Here is a 17,014-nt window from a genome sequence, read left to right as displayed (position 1 = left end):
ATGAATAAACGGGCCAGGGGCGCAAAGCGCCCGCTCCTCTATCTTTCCACCGCGCTGCTGGCCCTGGCCAGTAGTTCGGCGCTTGCCCTGGGTCTGGGCGACATCCGTGTCCTGTCCAAGCCGGGCCAGCCCCTGTTGGCCGAAATCCCGGTGGTCTCCGCCGATCCGTCCGAGCTGGAGAACCTGCGTGTCGCGTTGGCCTCACCGGTCACCTTCGAGCGCGTCGGCCTGCAGCGGCCGACCGGGCTGGTCGGCGAACTGCAGTTCGAACTGACCCGCAATGCGCAGGGCAGGGCGGTGGTGCGGGTAACCTCGCAGACGCCGGTCGAGACCCCGTCGCTCAGCTTCCTGATCGAGGCCGACTGGGGCCAGGGCCGCCTGGTGCGCGAGTACTCGGCGCTGGTCGATGCACCGTCCAGCGCAGTGGCCGTGGCCGAGCCGGAAATCGTTGCACCCGCAGGCACGCTCTCCAACACCATCGCCCGTGAGGCCGCCCCGGCGCCCGCCGCTGCGGAGAGCGCGAGCGCGCCTGCACCGTCCACCGCCGCCACGCCGGCACCCGCACCGGCTCGCCCGCGTGCAGTGGCCGCACCCGCTGCCGCGCCGGCAGCCGATGGCAGCGTCACCGTCCAGCGTGGGCAGACCCTGTCGCAGATCGCCAGCGCGGTGGCCCGCGGCAACCAGGTCAGCCGCGACCGCGCAATGATTGCGCTGCTGCGCGCCAACCCGGAGGCCTTCATCCGCGGCAACGTCAACCTGCTCAAGCAGGGCGCCGTGCTGCGCATGCCCGGCAGCGATGCACTGGCGGCGGTCGATGCCGCCGAGGCCGCAGCGCTGGTGCGTGAGCATGCCGCACAGTGGCGGCAGGCACGCACCGTGCCGCAACCGGCGGGTACCGTGGCCCCGGTCGCCACGGCGGCAACCACGAACGCTTCTTCCCCGGCTGCGGCCAATGGGGCACGACTTGAAATCGCTCCGGCGCTGGCCTCCGACGCCGCGCACGCGGGCACAACCACCGGCACTGGAGCCGGCAGCGAGGGTGACATGCTGGGCAACGAACAACTGCGCCAGGCACGCGAGGACATCGCGACCCGCGATGCCGAGATCGGCGAGCTGAAGCAGCGCGTGGCCGACCTGGAAAAACTCAAGGAACAGCAGCAGTCGCTGATCGCGATGAAGGACAACGACCTGGCCGCCGCGCAGCAGCGCCTGGCGCAGGCACCGGATGCCCGCGATGCGGCCACGCCGTGGTACTGGCTGGGTCTGCCGGTGATGTTGCTGGCGGCCGGCGCGGCCTGGCTGCTGCGTCGTCGCAAGCCGTCGCCACTGCCGCCGCTGCGCGAGGAAGGCGATGCCGCAGGCCTGGCCGCTGCGGTACCGGCGGGCGCGGCGCTGGATACGCTGGCCGAGCAGTCTTCGTGGTCGACGGCGGTGTCCGACAGTGGCCGCCAGGAGCCGGCGATGCCGGCCTGGGCGAGCGAAACCGAGGTGCAGGATGACGTGGCTGCCGGACCGGTCGCCGACGTCGCCGCCCAGGCTGACTGGCAGGCGCAGACGCTGCGCGATGACGAAGTGGTGCAGCTGCCCGAGGCCGTGACCGACCTGCCGCGCTGGGACGAGCCAGTGACTACGCAGGACACCCCTGTGCCGGAAGCTGTGCAGGATGAGCCGGTCGCGCAGGCAGTCCCTGACGAGATCGCAGTGCCGGACTACGCGCTGCACGCCGAACAGCAGCCGCAGTTCCGCGGCGTGTTCGACCTGCCGGCCGATCACCATGACAGCGGGGATTCAAACGCGGTGCCGCACGACGCGCTGGCCGAGGCCGCGCATGAAGAAGGCACCGCGGCACCGGCCAGCGATGCCGGCTGGGCGCCGCGCGCCGGGCAGGAGCGCCTGGAGCTGGCCATCGCCTACCTCGATCTGGGCGATGCCCAGACCGCCCGTACCTTGCTGCAGGAAGTGGCCGAGGGCGGCGACCTGCATTGCCAGGCCCAGGCTCGCGAACTGCTGGCCCGCCTGCCGTGACCGAACCCGCCGACAAGGACCGTGCCATGAGCCGCGAGCGCCGCATCGACTACGTTGAATTCGCCTCCAGTGACCCGGCCGCCAGCCGCGCCTTCTTCGAAAAGGTGTTCGGCTGGTCGTTCGTCGACTATGGCAGCGACTACACCGCCTTCGACGATGGCCGCCTGCAGGGCGGCTTCTTCCGCGGCCAGCCGCAACGGGCCAGCGACAGCGGTGCGCCGCTGCTGGTCCTGTATGCCGACCAGCTGGCGCCGATCGAAGCGGCGGTGCGCAACGCTGGCGGTGAGGTCGTGCGGCCGGTGTTCTCTTTCCCTGGCGGCAGCCGCTTCCAGTTCGTCGAGCCCGGTGGCAACGAACTGGCAGTCTGGTCCGAACGCGATCCGGCCTGAGCGCCGCCCCACCCGCAACATCGAGGTAGCACATGCGTTACGCGCTTGGCGTCGAATACGACGGCAGCGATTTCAGGGGCTGGCAGAACCTGGGCGAGGGCGGCCCCAGCGTGCAGGCCAGCCTTGAGCAGGCCCTGTCGTCGGTGGCCGATGCGCCGCTGCAGGTGGTCTGTGCCGGTCGCACCGATGCCGGTGTGCATGGCCAATGCCAGGTCGTCCACTTCGATACCGACGTGGTGCGCGATCCGCGCGCCTGGATGCTGGGCACCACCACCCGCCTGCCGCGCTCGATCGCGGTGCGCTGGTGCGTGCCGGTGGCCGATGATTTCCACGCCCGCTTCTCGGCGCGTGCGCGCCGCTACCGCTACCGCCTGCTCAACCGCGAAGTGCGGCCGGCGCTGCAGCGGCAGACCCTCAGCTGGGAGCGCCGGGCGCTGGACGAGACCCTGATGCATGCCGCCGGCCAGGCCCTGCTCGGCGAGAACGACTTCAGTGCGTTCCGCTCGGTGCAGTGCCAGGCGCTGCATGCACGGCGTGAACTGCAGTCACTGCAGGTCAGCCGCCAGGGCGAGGTGATCGAGGTCGCCGTGCAGGGCAATGCATTCCTTCATCACATGGTCCGCAATATCGTCGGATCGCTGATCCTGGTGGGCAGCGGCGAAAAACCGGTGGAATGGATCGCCGAACTGCTGGCCGGGCGCGATCGCACCGTAGCCGGTCCCACCGCACCGCCGCAGGGCCTGGTGTTCCTTGGGCCCCTGTACCCCGACAACTGGCATCTGCCCGCCGAGGTCACGCTATGAGCCGCTCCTACTACCGCACGCGCATCAAGTTCTGTGGCATGACCCGGGCCGGCGACGTCCGCCTGGCCGGTGAACTGGGTGTGGACGCGGTGGGTTTCATCTTCGCCCGTGAAAGCAGCCGCCGGGTCGCCCCGGCCGAGGCACGCGCGATGCGCCAGGCGATCGCGCCGATGGTCGACGTGGTGGCGCTGTTCCGCAACAACAGCAAGGAAGAGGTGCGCGAGGTGCTGCGCACGGTACGACCGACCCTGCTGCAGTTCCATGGCGAGGAAGACGAGAGCTTCTGCCGCAGCTTCAACATGCCGTACCTGAAGGCGATCGCCATGGGCGGGCGTGAAGAGATCAACGCCCGCACCCTGCAGCTGCGCTATCCCAGCGCCGCCGGCTTCCTGTTCGACAGTCATGCGCCGGGCGGCGGTGGCGGCACCGGCGTGGCCTTCGACTGGGGCCGGATCCCGACCGGCCTGCATCGCCCGTTCCTGCTGGCCGGTGGCCTGAACCCGGAAAACGTCTACGACGCGGTGCTGGCCACCCTGCCGTGGGGCGTGGATGTCTCCAGCGGCATCGAACTGGAGCCGGGCATCAAGGACGGCTACAAGATGCGCACCTTCGTCGAGGAAGTGCGCCGCGCCGATTGCACGGTTCTCGAGTGATTCGCGTCACTATTTACCCTGATCAGCGCCCCGATTTGAGCCTGCACGCATTCTTCACATAGGATGGTCCCAAGCGCGCCTGCCATGAGGGCTGGCGCGGGGATCGACGGGACGCGCTCGGCGCGCCCCGAACGGGCGGCCGCCGCCCATAGCCCAGGAAGGCAAGCGATGCAGGAGTTTCTCACCGTCGTACTCGGTTACCCGACGCTGCCGTACAGCATTCTGCTGTTGGTGTCGGTGATGTATTGGGCGGTTGCGGCGTTCGGCCTGGTCGATGACGGTTTTGGCGATCTCGGCGCCGATGGCGCGCTCGAGACGGGGACCGACCTCAGTGGCCTGTCGGCCATGCTGGCGCGCTGGGGCCTGGGCGGCGTCCCGATCATGGTGGTGGTCACCCTGCTGGGCCTGTTCGGCTGGCTCATCACCTATTTCATCCATCTGTTCGTACTGCTGCCGCTGCCGGACCTGCTGCGCTGGGGCCTGGGTACGCTCGTGGCGGTGCTGGCACCGCTGCCTGCGGTACCGGTCGTCGCGCTGATCCTGCGCCCGGTCCGGCGCTTCCTGCTGCGTCTGCGTCCGGTGCCGCAGGCATCGCTGCTGGGCCGGATCGGCGTGGTCGCATCGCCGAAGGTGGACGCACGCAGCGGTCATGCCACTGTCGATGATGGCGGCGCCGGGCTGGTGCTGCAGATCCGCAGCGACATCGAACTGCAGCGTGGCGAGCGCATCGTGCTGGTCGAGCACATGGCCGAACAACACTTTTACCGGGTGGTCCGCGCCGATGCGATCGCCCTCGATTTCCAGGACAACCTGCTTCCGGGCAACAAGGAGAATCATCAATGACGTTGGCATCCCTCTTACCGATCCTGGCCGTCGCCGGCGGCCTGCTCGTCCTGCTGCTGGGCGTGGCCGGGCTGTTCAAGGCCTTCTATCGCAAGGTCGACCAGGGCGTGGCCCTGATCGTCAACGACATGAGCTCCACGCCCAAGGTGCACTTCACCGGTGCGCTGATCATCCCGGTGCTGTACCGCGCCGAGCTGATGCGGATCAGCCTGATCACCCTGCAGATCGACCGCCGCGGCAAGGAAGGCCTGATCTGCCGCGACAACATGCGTGCCGACATCGCCGTGGCCTTCTACCTGCGGGTGAACGAGACCCAGGCCGATGTGCTGCGCGTGGCCAAGGCCATCGGTGCCGACCGTGCGTCGGACAAGCATGCCGTCGATGAGCTGTTCAACGCCAAGTTCTCCGAAGCGCTGAAGACGGTCGGCAAGAAGTTCGACTTCACCGAACTGTTCGAGAAGCGCCAGGAGTTCCGCGACGAGATCATCGCGGTGATCGGCAACGACCTCAACGGCTATGTGCTGGAAGACGTGGCGATCGATTACCTGGAGCAGACCCCGAAGTCGCTGCTGGACCAGTTCAACATCCTCGACGCGCAGGGCATCCGCAAGATCACCGAGCTGACCGCCGCGCAGAACGTGGTGACCAACGAGCTGGAGCAGAACGAGAAGCTCGCCATCACCAAGAAGAACGTGGAAGCGCGTGAAGCGCTGCTGGCGCTGGAACGCCAGCAGGCCGAAGCCGAAGCACGCCAGAAGCGCGAGATCGAGACCATCCGCGCGCGCGAGGAGGCCGAGACCGCCAAGGTGCAGGAAGAGCAGCGCCAGCTGTCCGAGAATGCCCGCATCGAAGCACAGCAGCTGATCGAGATCCGCGACCAGAACCGTCTGCGCGAAGTGGAAGTGGCCGAGCAGAACCGCCAGCGTGCCGTGGCCATCGAGGCCGAGCGCGTGGAGCGTGCACGCCAGCTGGAGCAGGTCACCACCGACCGCGAAGTGCAGTTGCAGGGCGTGGAGCGCGACAAGGTGGTCGAGCAGGGCAAGATGGACGTGGCCAACATTACCCGCGAACGCATCTCCATCGACAAGACCGTGGCGCAGGAAGAAGAGCGCATCAAGGAAGTGCGTGAGGTCTCCGAGGCCGACCGCCAGAAGCAGGTGCTGATCCTGGAAGCCGAAGCCAAGGCGCAGGAATCGCTGGTGCGCGAAGTGAAGGAAGCGCAGGCGCGCGAAACCGCCTCCAAGCATCGTGCGGTGGAACTGACCACGCTGGCCCAGGCCGAGCACGAAGCAGCCGGCAAACAGGCCGAAGCCAAGCGCCTGCTGGCCGACGCGCTGCGCGCCGAACAGGCCGCTCCTGGCCTGGCCGAAGCGCAGGTGCGTGAAGCTTCGGCACTGGCCATCGAGAAGGTCGGCATCGCCGAGGCCCGCGTGATCGAAGCCAAGGCCGAAGCCAGCCTGAAGCAGGGCAGCAACGAAGCCCGCGTGCTGGCCGAGACCCTGCAGGCGCAGGCGCAGGGTGAGGAGAAGATGGGCCTGGCCCGTGCCACCGCCACCGAATCGCTGGGCAACGCCGAAGCCGGCGTGGTGCAGAAGAAGCTGCTGGCCGAGGCCGAGGGCCTGGTGCGCAAGTTCGAAGCCATCGCCTCGCTGAGCGACCAGGCGCGTGGCCACGAAGAGTTCCGCATGATGCTGGACAACAGCCTGAAGCAGGCGCTGGCCTCGATCGAAGCCGGCAAGGAAGTCTCGCGCGAGAACGCCAATGTCATCGCCAGCGCGCTGCGCAACGCCGACATCGACCTGGTCGGTGGCGACGGCGGCATGTTCGAGAACCTGGTCAAGGCGGTGTCGCTGGGCAAGTCGATCGAAGGCTTCGCCGGCAAGAGCCCGATCGTGCAGGAGCTGATGCAGCGCTACCTGGGCGTGGCCGTGGCCGAACCGGCACCGCGCCAGATCGCCGAGGATGCCGAAGCGGTGCCGACCGTGTCGGCCACCGTGGTCGACAGCGCCCGTTGATGCATCGGGCGATGGCTGCTGCGGCCATCGCCCGCCCGCGCCGGCCGCAACCGCGGCCGTCCGCCCGTGAGCCGGAAGCCTGCTGATGTCTGATACCCATCCGTCCGCCGAATCCACTGCACCGGAGGCCGGCGGCACCACCGTCGACCAGGCCGTTGCCCAGGGCGGCGCCTACGAAGTCCTGCGCCGCCGCCTGGCCGAGCAGGGCCAGCGCCTGCAGGGCCTGGCCGAGACGCTCAACCGCCAGCGCCTGGCCGAGTTCGGCGACAGCCGCCTGGAGGTGGTCGGGCGCTTCCGCATCCGCAGCGAGAACAACTGCGTCGGCCGTGACATCGTGCAGGTCGGCCCGGACCGCCTGCTGTTCGGCTACAACGTGTTCATCGGGCTGAAGACCCAGACCCGCATCGAGGACGTGTTCGGCCTGTACCGGCTGGTGCAGGGCAGCGACGGCTACGACGTGGCCGCGCTGGAGCTGAAGGGCAGCTTCCTCGACCAGCCCGGCTTCGTGCACGACTTCAATGAGCTGTACGCGTACTACAAGCACGCACGCCTGCTGCAGCTGATCGTGGTGGGCGACAAGCTGCTGGCCTCGTTCCAGATCGGCGAGCGCAGCAGCGACGTGCGCGTGTTCCGCTGGGCGCTGTCGCGCGATGGCGAACTGACCTATCTGGATGCGCGCGGCGAGCGCGATATCGCACTGCCGCCGCCGTTCGACTTCGAATGGACCAGGGCGACCCGCGACCTGGCAGTCAATGGACGCCATTCGCACCTGAACATCCTCGACACCCTGTTCGTGGAGACCACCGGCGGCGACCTCACCATCAAGGTCGAGAACAATACCGAGACCGGGCAGGGCATCTACAGCGAACCGGTGGAGGACAGCACGCAGTCGCTGGACGACGCCCAGTTCGAATTCGCCCGGGTCGGCTCGCTGGTGCTGCTGAAGGTGCTGCCGTACCGCGAGACGGAGTGGCGCGGCCTGATCTACAACACGCTGACCGGCGGCATCGTGCGCAACGATGCGATCGTGCAGGCCTGCGTGCAGCTGCCCGAAGACCACGGCGTGATCTTCCCGGGTGGGTATTACCTGCAGGGCGGCGAGCACAAGGCATTCGACGCCTCGATGGCCGGCATGCAGTTCAAGCGCAGCATCCGTTCGCCGAACGGCGAGGACGTGCTGTACATCTTCTACGAGCGCGAAGGCGGACGCTCGGCGCTGTTCGTCTACAACACCATCCAGCGCGTGCTGCAGAACCCGGTGTTCGGCCATGGCTACGCCTTGATGCAGGACGGGCGCATGGTGCTGTTCCATGCCGAAGGCAGCGAACCGACCCGCATCCATCCGATGCAGGTCTGGCAGACCCCGTTCAGCAGTGACGAGTTTGCAGCCAGCCGACCGCCCGGCAACACCTTCATGGGCCGCATCGGCAACGCCGAGCTGGTGCGCGGCATTTCCAACCTGTTCAACCTGGCGCGCGAGATCGAAGGCCAGGACGTGTCGGTGCAGCGCTACCAGCGCCTGGTGGCCGACACCCGGCGCCTGTTCGATGCCCACCACTGGCTGGGCGACGCGGCCTGCGATGGCGCCGAGGCGCTGCTGCGGCAGATCAGCGCCACCGGCGAATCGGTGCTGGACGAATACGAGAAGGTGCAGTCGATCCGCCAGCAGTCGGCGCAGGCGATGGTCGAGGCCGAGGCCGCGCACAAGGCGCTGCTGGGGCGGCTGCAGCCGCAGAACTGGAACGAGGTGCAGGCCTTCGTCGAGGCGCTCAATGCGATCACCGCATTGCGTGGACGGCTGCTGACCATCCGTGAGCTGCGCTACATCGACACCGCGCGCATCGAAGTGATGGCGGCCGAGCTGGTAGAAGCGCAGGACCGCGTCGGCGCCGCCACTGGCGAGTTCCTTGCGGACGAAGCCGCGCTGGCGCCGCTGACCTCGCGCCTGCAGGCGCTGGATGAAGCAGCCCAGCAGGCACAGAGTGCCCGCCAGCTGGACGAGCAGCTGGAGGGGCTGCGTGGCATGGCAGCCGACCTGGACATGTTGTCCGAGCTGATGGCCGGCCTGAAGGTGGACGATGCCACCGCCCGCACCCGCGTGGTCGAGTCGATCTCGGTGCTGTACGGCCGCCTCAACCAGGCCCGTGCGCGTGCTGATCAGCGTCGCCGGTCGCTGGGTTCGGCCGAGGCCGTGGCGCAGTTCGCCGCGCAGTTCGCGCTGTTCTCGCAGTCGATCACCAGCGCGCTGGCGCTGGCCACCGATCCGGAACGCGCCGACGAGCAGCTGTCGCGCCTGCTGGTGCAGCTGGAGGAGCTGGAGAGCCAGTTCGGCGAACACGAGCAGTTCCTTGGCGACATCCTGAGCAAGCGCGAAGAGCTGGTGGAAGCCTTCGAAACGCACAAGCAGGCACTGCTGGATGATCGCCAGCGCAAGGCACGTTCGGTGCTGGATGCGGCCAACCGCATCCTCGATGGCCTCGCCAAGCGCACCGAGCGCTTCGCCACCGCCGATGAGCTCAATGCGTTCTTTGCCGGCGATCCGCTGATCCTCAAGCTGCGTGAGCTGGCCGAACGCCTGCGCGCGCTGCATGACAACGTCAAGGCCGACGACATCGAGGCGCGCCTGAAGGGCGTGCGTGACCAGGCGGTACGCCAGCTGCGCGACCGCAGTGATCTGTACGAAGCGGGCGGCAACGTGGTGCGGCTGGGGCCGCGCCATCGCTTCAGCGTCAACACCCAGGCGCTGGACCTGACCCTGCTGCCGCGTGGTGACACGCTGGCGATCCATCTGACCGGCACCGACTTCCTGGAGACCCTGCACGATCCGGAGCTGGATGCGCTGAAGCCGTTCTGGCCGGTCACCCTGGACTCGGAATCACCTGCGTTGTATCGCGGTGAGTATCTGGCCGGCAGCCTGCTGATGGCCGCGCAGGAGGGGAGCGACGGCCTTGACCTGGCCACGCTGCAGCACGACGTCGCCACGCCCGAAGCACTGGACCAGCGCGTGCGTGCGTTCGCCGCACCGCGCTACCGCGAAGGCTACGAGCGCGGCATCCATGACCATGATGCCGCGCTGATCCTGCGTGCATTGCTGCCCTTGCAGCAGGCGGCCGGCAGCCTGCGCCATGCACCGCGGGTGCGTGCGCTGGCACTGCTGTTCTGGGCCGCCGAGCAGCGGCGCGAAGCGGTGGCGCAATGGCCGGGCCGGCAGATGGGTGCCGAAGCGCTGGCACGCCTGCTGGGGTCCGACGAAGGGCGACTGGCGTTGCGTGCGGAAATGGCCGAGGCACTGCTGGCGTATGCGCAATCCCACGCGTTGCCGTTCGATGCCGATGCCGCAGAGGCCGCGGCCGCCTATCTGGGCGAAGAGCTGGCGACCGGCGAGCCGGTGTTCAGCAGCAGTCGCCATGCGCTAGCGCTGCTGGATGCGCTGGCGCAGCAGCTGGAACAGGCCGGGCAGCGCGAGGCGGTCGAACGCGCCCTGCAGCGCAGCCAGGATCCGCTGGCCACGCGCTGGGCGCTGGCCGGGCAGTGGCTGCGGGCGCTGGCGCGGATGCCGGCGCATGCCCTGCATGCCGGCTACGTCGACGAGGCTGCGGCACTGCTGCTGGTGCAGCGCCAGCTGCGTACCCGTGCCAGCGACGCCGCGTTGCAGGCGGAGGTCAATGGCCTGCTGGGTGAACACGCACGCATCAGCAACGGCACGCTGGTGGTATCGCTGGATGATTTCCTGGAGCGCCTGACGCAGCACCTGCGTCATTTCGTGCCGGCGTTCCACGCCTACCAGGCGCTGCGCCAGGGCATCATCGGGCGCGAGCGCGAGACCCTGCGGCTTTCCGAGTTCAAGGCACGGCCGCTGTCCTCGTTCGTGCGCAACAAGCTGATCAACGATGTCTACCTGGGCGTGATCGGTGACAACCTGGCCAAGCAGATGGGCACGGTCGGCGAGAACAAGCGCAGCGACCTGATGGGCCTGCTGATGATGATTTCGCCGCCGGGCTACGGCAAGACCACGCTGATGGAATACGTGGCGCACCGCCTGGGCCTGGTCTTCATGAAGATCAACGGCCCGGCGCTGGGTCACGAGGTGCGCTCGCTGGACCCGGCCCAGGCGCCGGACGCGACCTCGCGGCAGGAGCTGGAGAAGCTCAACCTCGCGCTGGAAATGGGCAACAACACCATGCTGTATGTGGACGACATCCAGCACACCCATCCCGAGTTCCTGCAGAAGTTCATCTCGCTGTGCGATGGCACCCGCCGTATCGAGGGCGTGTGGCGCGGCCGCACCCGCACCTACGACATGCGCGGCAAGAAGTTCTGCGTGGTGATGGCTGGCAACCCGTACACCGAGTCCGGCGAGGTGTTCAAGATTCCCGACATGCTGGCCAACCGTGCCGACATCTACAACCTCGGTGATGTGCTCGGTGGCATGGAGGCGGCCTTTACCCTCAGCTACATCGAGAACAGCCTGACCTCCAACCCGGTGCTGGCGCCGCTGGCCACGCGCGACATGGCTGACCTGTACGTACTGGTCGACCGTGCGATGGGCAAGGAGGTCTCGACCAACGGCCTCAGCCACGCCTACAGCAGCGCGGAGATCAACGAGATCACCGCCACCCTGCAGCGCATGCTGCGCGTGCGCGACGTGGTCTACCGGGTCAACCAGCAGTACATCGCCAGTGCCGCACAGGACGATCGCTACCGTACCGAGCCGCCGTTCCGGCTGCAGGGCAGCTACCGCAACATGAACAAGCTGGCCGAGAAAATCTCGCCGGTGATGAACGAGGACGAGCTGCAGCAGCTGATCTCCGACCACTACCTGGGCGAGGCACAGCTGCTGACCACTGGTGCCGAAGAAAACCTGTTGAAGCTGGCCGAGCTGCGCGGCGTGCTGGACGACACGCAGGCGCAGCGCTGGACGCAGATCAAGCGCGATTTCCTGCGCAACAAGGCCATGGGTGCTGACGACAGCGATGTCGGCGGGCGCGTGGTCGCGCAGCTGGCCGACATCGCCACCGCCCTGCAGCTGCCACCGCCGGCGCCGGAAGCAATTGCCGTTGCCGACCCGGCACCGTGGTCGGCATTGCTGGAGGCCCTGCATCGCCTTTCTGAGACACGTCCCGCCGCCGCAGCGCCGGAGCCGGTCGTGGCGGCCCCCAGTGTGCCGGCCACGGTCCTGGCCGACGACCTGCAGGCGGGCCTGGCGCCATTGGTGGAATTGTTGGCGGCATCGCAGGCGCAGCAGGCACAGGTGTCGCAGACCCTGGCCGCGTTCGCCGGCTGGGCGCGGCAGCAGGTCGAGCGTGGCGTGCCGAACAGTGCGGTGGCGCAGCGAGCGCGTGTGCGCCGTGCCACGACGCCGGAGGAGCGCGCGCTGGATGAAGCCCTGATGCGCCACTTCTATGGCGAGTCGTTGCCGCCGGACGACAGCGAGGAGATTCCGGCAACGACACCGAAGCCGCCGCCGCTGCCGTGACCACGCAGGCGCCACTGCCGCCACCGAGCTTGCCGGACACGGCCGATGTCGCCGTGCTGGCCAACTATGGTGCGCCGTTGCTGCAGGCACTGGCGCGGCGCGAAACACCGTTGCCGCCGGGTGCGGGCGACGGCCTGGTGGCCGCACTGGCACGCATCGCGCTGGCCCTGCAGGCCGCCAACCCGGCGCAGATCCGGCAGCAGGAGGGCTGGTGGGGCCGCCTGCTGGGGCGCGATGTCGATCGCGAGGCGGAGGGACGTGCGCTGCAGTCGCAGCTGGGCGTGCTGGCCCTGCAGGCGCGCGAGCAGGCCCAGCACCTGCAGCAGCACCTGCAGCGGCGGGCCAGGGCCATCATCGAGCATTCAGAGGCAGCCACGGCACTGGACGCCTGGGTCGAGCTGGCTGCGGCGCGGCTGGCGTCGCTGGATATCGCCGGCCAGGCCGCGCTGTCGCAACGGCTCGATCATCTGCGCCGGCTGGCCATGCTGCGCCGTCTCGAGGCCGGCCAGTGGCAGCTGCTGCAGGACCAGGACAACGTGCTGCTGCAACGCTTCGCGCGCATCCATGACGTCCTGCTGCCGGCCTGGCGGCAGGCCGCCGTGGCGGGCCAGGCCGCGGCCGGCGCCACACTGGCGGCGAAGGCCGCCACGCTGCACGCACAGATCGATGACGAGGTCGCGGCGGCTCAGGCTAGACTGCCTTGAGCCGGCCGCCGCTGCCGCTTACCCAACTGCAAGGAGACTGCCCGATGACCCAGGACAGCCAGACCCCCGGTGCCCTCGTGCCCGGCACGACCACCGCCACTCCGCTCGATGACGGCGCATTGCAGGCGCTCGGCCTGGTCCGCGAGGATCTGCCGCGCATCGCCGAGATCCGTCTGGAGCTGGATGACCTGCGCCCGGGCAACCTGCAGGTGTTCGGTCGCGAAGCGGCCACGCGCACCGCAGCGTTCTCCAGCCAGTTGCTCGACCAGGTGCGCAATCGTGACCTGGATGCCAGTGGCGAGAAACTGGGCGAAGTGGTGCGCATCGCGCGCAGCCTGAAGCTGGACGGCTTCGCCCAGCGGTCGAAGGTGCCGGTGATCGGTGGCCTGATCGACCGCCTGCGCGTATCCAAGGGTGAGCTGGTGCAGAAGTTCAGCGACACCAACGCGCAGATCGAGCAGCTGCTGGGCGATGTCGGTGTGCAGCAGGCGTTGATGGGCAAGCGCGTGGGCGAGTTCGACCGCATGCATGACATCGTCCGCGAAGAACGCCATGCGCTGGGCCTGTATGCTGCCGCCGGCAAGCAGCGCCTGGCCGAACTGCAGGCCGAGCAGCAGGCCGGGCAGGGCAGCGAGGATCCGCAGCAGCGCATCCGCCAGGGCGAAGTCGACAACGCGATCCGCCTGATCGAAAAGCGCGTGTCCGACCTGCAGCTGATGCAGCATGCGGCCGATCAGTCGCTGCCGATGATCCGCCTGATCCAGGCCAATGCGCTGCAGCTGATCGAGAAGTTCAACACGGTGCGCGAGATCACCATCCCGTCGTGGAAGCGCCAGTTCGCGATCCAGCTTTCGCTGGGTGAGCAGAAGGCCGCGGTCGAGCTGTCCACCGCCATCGACGATGCCACCAACGAGCTGATGCGCCGCAATGCCGATCTGCTGCGTCAGGCCTCGGTGGATACCGCGCGCAGCAACCAGCGCGGCGTGATCGACGTGGCCACGCTGCGCCACGTGCACGACCAGTTGATCGCCACGGTAGAGGAAGTGCGCAGCATCCATCGCGAAGGCATGCAGCAGCGGCAGCAGGCCGAAGTCGAGCTGTCGCGCCTGCGCGAAGACCTGCAGCAGCGCCTGGCCACACCGACCGCCAGCTGAAAAAAGGGGACGGAGGGAATTAAGTCGTTTGTGCCACTTGCGACTTAATCCCCTCCGTCCCCTTTTTGTTGTCAACGGAGTTGCTGGCCCAGCCAGTCGGCCAGCGCATCCACGCGCGCATCGGCCGGTCCGTCCGGTCGCGCCAGCACCCAGAAACCACCGGTGGCGGCAAACCCCCACGGCGCGACCAGTCGCCCGGCGGCCAGGTCCTCGGCCACCAGCGGCTCGGGTGCGATCGCCGGGCCCAGCCCGGCCACTGCTGCCTCCAGCAGGTAGTACAGATGCTCGAAGGCCGTGCCCAACTGCAGCTTCGAGGTGTCCAGAGCGTGTGCCTGCGCCCACGCCGGCCACGCCTGCGGCCGTGAACTGGTGTGCAGCAGCGTCTCCTGCAGCAGCGCCGAGGGCGGTACATGCCGCAGGCGCTGCGCGGCCGGATGCGAGGGGGCCACCACCACGCCGACCCGTTCCGGCGCCAGCTCACGCACCTGCCAGCCCCGGGGCCACGGCCCCTGCGCCAGCAGCAGCACCGCATCCAGTGCGGCCTGCGCCTCGGTGAAGCTGCCATCCAGCGCCGACCACTGCAGGCGTACGCCGGGCAGGGCGGCCTGCAGTGCGGGCAGGCGCGGGATCATCCAGCGCGCCAGCACGCTGCCGCTGCAACCCAGCACCAGCGCCGGAGCCGCCGCCGGCCGCCGCAGTTCGCGCACGCAGTCTTCGATGCCGCCGAAGGCCTCGCTGCACGCGGCCTGCAGGCGCGTGCCCGCAGCGGTCAGGCGCAGGCCGCGACCGGCCCGCTGGAACAGCGCCAGGCCGAGGTGGTCTTCCAGCAGCTTCAGCTGCCGGCTGACCGCACCGTGGGTGACGTGCAGGTCCTGCGCGGCGCGGCCAACCCCGCCCAGGCGGGCGGTGGCCTCGAACGCGCGCAGCGCATTGAGGGGTGGCAGCAGGGAACGGCTCATGTGAGATTTCCTGACAATATGCGCCAGATAATATCCATTTTCCGGTCACGACCCGTGCGCTAGAGTATCCACCTGTCTCGAACCAGCGGTCGCTTCCATGTCTGCCTCCCCCATTGCCGACTACCACGCCTTCCCGGATGCCCAGGGCCATTTCGGCCGCTACGGCGGCAGCTTCGTTGCCGAAACCCTGGTCGGCCCGCTGCAGGAACTGGCCCAGGCCTATGACCAGGCCCGCCAGGACCCGGCATTCCAGGCCGCCTACGATCGCGACCTGGCCCATTACGTCGGCCGGCCGAGCCCGATCTACCACGCCCAGCGCCTGAGCGACCATGTCGGCGGTGCGCAGATCCTGCTCAAGCGCGAAGACCTGAACCACACCGGCGCGCACAAGATCAACAACACCATCGGCCAGGCGCTGCTGGCGGCGCGGATGGGCAAGAAGCGCATCATCGCTGAGACCGGTGCCGGCCAGCACGGCGTGGCCAGCGCCACCGTTGCCGCGCGGCTGGGCCTGGAATGCGTGGTGTACATGGGCGCCACCGACATCGAGCGGCAGAAGATCAACGTCTACCGCATGAAGCTGCTCGGCGCGACGGTGGTGCCGGTCACCTCCGGCTCGGCCACCCTGAAGGACGCGCTCAACGAAGCGATGCGCGACTGGGTGACCAATGTGCAGGACACCTTCTACATCATCGGTACGGTCGCCGGCCCGGATCCCTATCCGCGCATGGTGCGCGACTTCAACGCCATCGTCGGCCGCGAAGCACGCGAGCAGATGCTGGCCGAGTACGGCCGCCTGCCCGATGCGATCACCGCCTGCGTCGGTGGCGGCAGCAATGCCATCGGCCTGTTCCATGCCTTCCTCAACGATCGCCAGGTCGAGATCGTCGGCGCCGAAGCCGCAGGTGATGGCATCAGCACCGGCCGCCACGCCGCGTCGATCGCCGCCGGTCGTCCCGGCGTGCTGCATGGCAACCGCACCTATGTGCTGTGCGACGACGACGGCCAGATCATCGAGACCCATTCGGTGTCGGCCGGCCTGGACTATCCGGGCGTCGGCCCCGAGCACGCATTCCTGGCCGACACCGGCCGTGCACGCTACCTCGGCATCACCGATGAAGAAGCGCTGCAGGCCTTCCACCTGCTGGCGCACACCGAGGGCATCCTGCCGGCGCTGGAGTCCAGCCATGCGCTGGCACAGGCGATCAAGCTGGCGCGTGAGCGTCCGCGTGACCAGATCGTGCTGTGCAATCTGTCCGGCCGTGGCGACAAGGACGTGCATACCATCGCCGCGCGCGAAGGGCTGGTGCTGTGAGCGCGCTGCTGCGCAACAGTGGCGTGCTGCTGCTGGCGCTGGGGTTGGCCGCATGCCAGCCGCCGGAGCCGCCGGTGCTGGCACCGGCCGCCAAGGGCACCACGCAGCCGGCACAGCAGCCGGCCGCCAACGATGACCTCGACCCGATGGCGCGTGCGCCGATTGTCGATCCGCCGTCCATGGAAGATACGGACAGCGATGGCGCGCCTGCAGTGGTCTCGGTGGCGCTGGACCATGCCGGCGAGGTGCTGATCGGCCAGCATATGACCGATCTGAAGGCACTCGGGCCGTGGACCGCGCAAGGGGCGGTCGAAGCCATCGGCGGCAGTTGCGAGTACTACGACGGCAAGGGGCTGCCGCCCGGCGTGTCGATGATGACCGATGAAGATCGCGTCGTCCGTTTCGATCTCGGCCTGGATCCGGAGAGCGGGGCGCCGACCCAGCAGCCCGGTCCGTTCGGCCTGCGTGTCGGCATGACCCGCGCCCAGGCCATGGCCCAGTTCCCGAAGCCGCCGGTATCCAGCCCGCATGCCTACGACGGTGACCAGGGCGAGTACCTCACCTGGCAGGACCCGGGTTCGGACCTGGGTATCCGCGTGGAACTGTTTGAAGGGAGGGTCACCCAGATGTACTGGGGAACCAGCGATGCGATTGAACTGATTGAAGGATGTGCCTGAA

12 protein-coding genes are annotated in these 17,014 nt (G+C 68.4%); 11 read left to right on the top strand and 1 reads right to left on the bottom strand.

All coding sequences use genetic code 11. The features are described from left to right. The 9 genes from DFO63_RS05585 to DFO63_RS05545 all read left to right on the top strand — a co-directional run bounded on the left by DFO63_RS05585 (position 1) and on the right by DFO63_RS05545 (position 14,062). Positions 1 to 2,025: a FimV/HubP family polar landmark protein gene (locus DFO63_RS05585; RefSeq protein WP_119006571.1), complete on the top strand. Its 2,025-nt coding sequence runs from the start codon at positions 1 to 3 to the stop codon at positions 2,023 to 2,025. A 26-nt stretch (positions 2,026 to 2,051) separates the two neighbouring features. Continuing rightward, a complete protein-coding gene (locus DFO63_RS05580; protein WP_075677367.1) occupies positions 2,052 to 2,414 on the top strand; it encodes a VOC family protein in 363 nt (120 codons plus the stop codon). Between the two features lie 32 nt (positions 2,415 to 2,446). After that, positions 2,447 to 3,217 (top strand): tRNA pseudouridine(38-40) synthase TruA, encoded by a 771-nt coding sequence (gene truA, locus DFO63_RS05575; protein WP_014037970.1) that lies wholly within the window; start codon positions 2,447 to 2,449, stop codon positions 3,215 to 3,217. Next, a complete protein-coding gene (locus DFO63_RS05570; protein ID WP_014037969.1) occupies positions 3,214 to 3,870 on the top strand; it encodes a phosphoribosylanthranilate isomerase in 657 nt (218 codons plus the stop codon). The genes truA and DFO63_RS05570 overlap by 4 nt, the downstream gene beginning before the upstream one ends. Positions 3,871 to 3,954: 84 nt before the next feature. Next, positions 3,955 to 4,713 (top strand): hypothetical protein, encoded by a 759-nt coding sequence (locus DFO63_RS05565; RefSeq protein ID WP_259337405.1) that lies wholly within the window; start codon positions 3,955 to 3,957, stop codon positions 4,711 to 4,713. Next, a complete protein-coding gene (locus tag DFO63_RS05560) occupies positions 4,710 to 6,728 on the top strand; it encodes a hypothetical protein (RefSeq protein ID WP_075677095.1) in 2,019 nt (672 codons plus the stop codon). Before DFO63_RS05565 ends, DFO63_RS05560 begins: the two co-directional genes overlap by 4 nt. A gap of 85 nt (positions 6,729 to 6,813) precedes the next feature. Next, positions 6,814 to 12,204: a DNA repair ATPase gene (locus DFO63_RS05555; protein ID WP_119006569.1), complete on the top strand. Its 5,391-nt coding sequence runs from the start codon at positions 6,814 to 6,816 to the stop codon at positions 12,202 to 12,204. After that, positions 12,201 to 12,908: a hypothetical protein gene (locus tag DFO63_RS05550; protein ID WP_119006568.1), complete on the top strand. Its 708-nt coding sequence runs from the start codon at positions 12,201 to 12,203 to the stop codon at positions 12,906 to 12,908. The genes DFO63_RS05555 and DFO63_RS05550 overlap by 4 nt, the downstream gene beginning before the upstream one ends. Positions 12,909 to 12,952: 44 nt before the next feature. Then, positions 12,953 to 14,062, top strand: a complete 1,110-nt coding sequence (locus tag DFO63_RS05545; protein ID WP_049445566.1) for a toxic anion resistance protein — start codon at positions 12,953 to 12,955, stop codon at positions 14,060 to 14,062. A 71-nt stretch (positions 14,063 to 14,133) separates the two neighbouring features. On the opposite strand, the gene DFO63_RS05540 is transcribed toward DFO63_RS05545, so the two are convergent. After that, positions 14,134 to 15,021 carry a LysR family transcriptional regulator gene (locus DFO63_RS05540; RefSeq protein ID WP_119006567.1) on the bottom strand — a complete coding sequence of 296 codons (888 nt, stop codon included), beginning with the start codon at positions 15,019 to 15,021 and terminating at the stop codon, positions 14,134 to 14,136. A 97-nt stretch (positions 15,022 to 15,118) separates the two neighbouring features. Between DFO63_RS05540 and trpB the strand changes: the two genes are divergently transcribed. Beyond that, positions 15,119 to 16,336 (top strand): tryptophan synthase subunit beta, encoded by a 1,218-nt coding sequence (gene trpB / locus DFO63_RS05535; RefSeq protein WP_014647880.1) that lies wholly within the window; start codon positions 15,119 to 15,121, stop codon positions 16,334 to 16,336. Continuing rightward, positions 16,333 to 17,013 carry a hypothetical protein gene (locus DFO63_RS05530; protein ID WP_049445560.1) on the top strand — a complete coding sequence of 227 codons (681 nt, stop codon included), beginning with the start codon at positions 16,333 to 16,335 and terminating at the stop codon, positions 17,011 to 17,013. Before trpB ends, DFO63_RS05530 begins: the two co-directional genes overlap by 4 nt. Position 17,014: the final 1 nt, after the last annotated feature.

Source organism: Stenotrophomonas sp. AG209 (assembly GCF_003550055.1).
GTDB lineage: Bacteria > Pseudomonadota > Gammaproteobacteria > Xanthomonadales > Xanthomonadaceae > Stenotrophomonas.
This window is presented reverse-complemented; position numbering and strand designations above follow the sequence as displayed.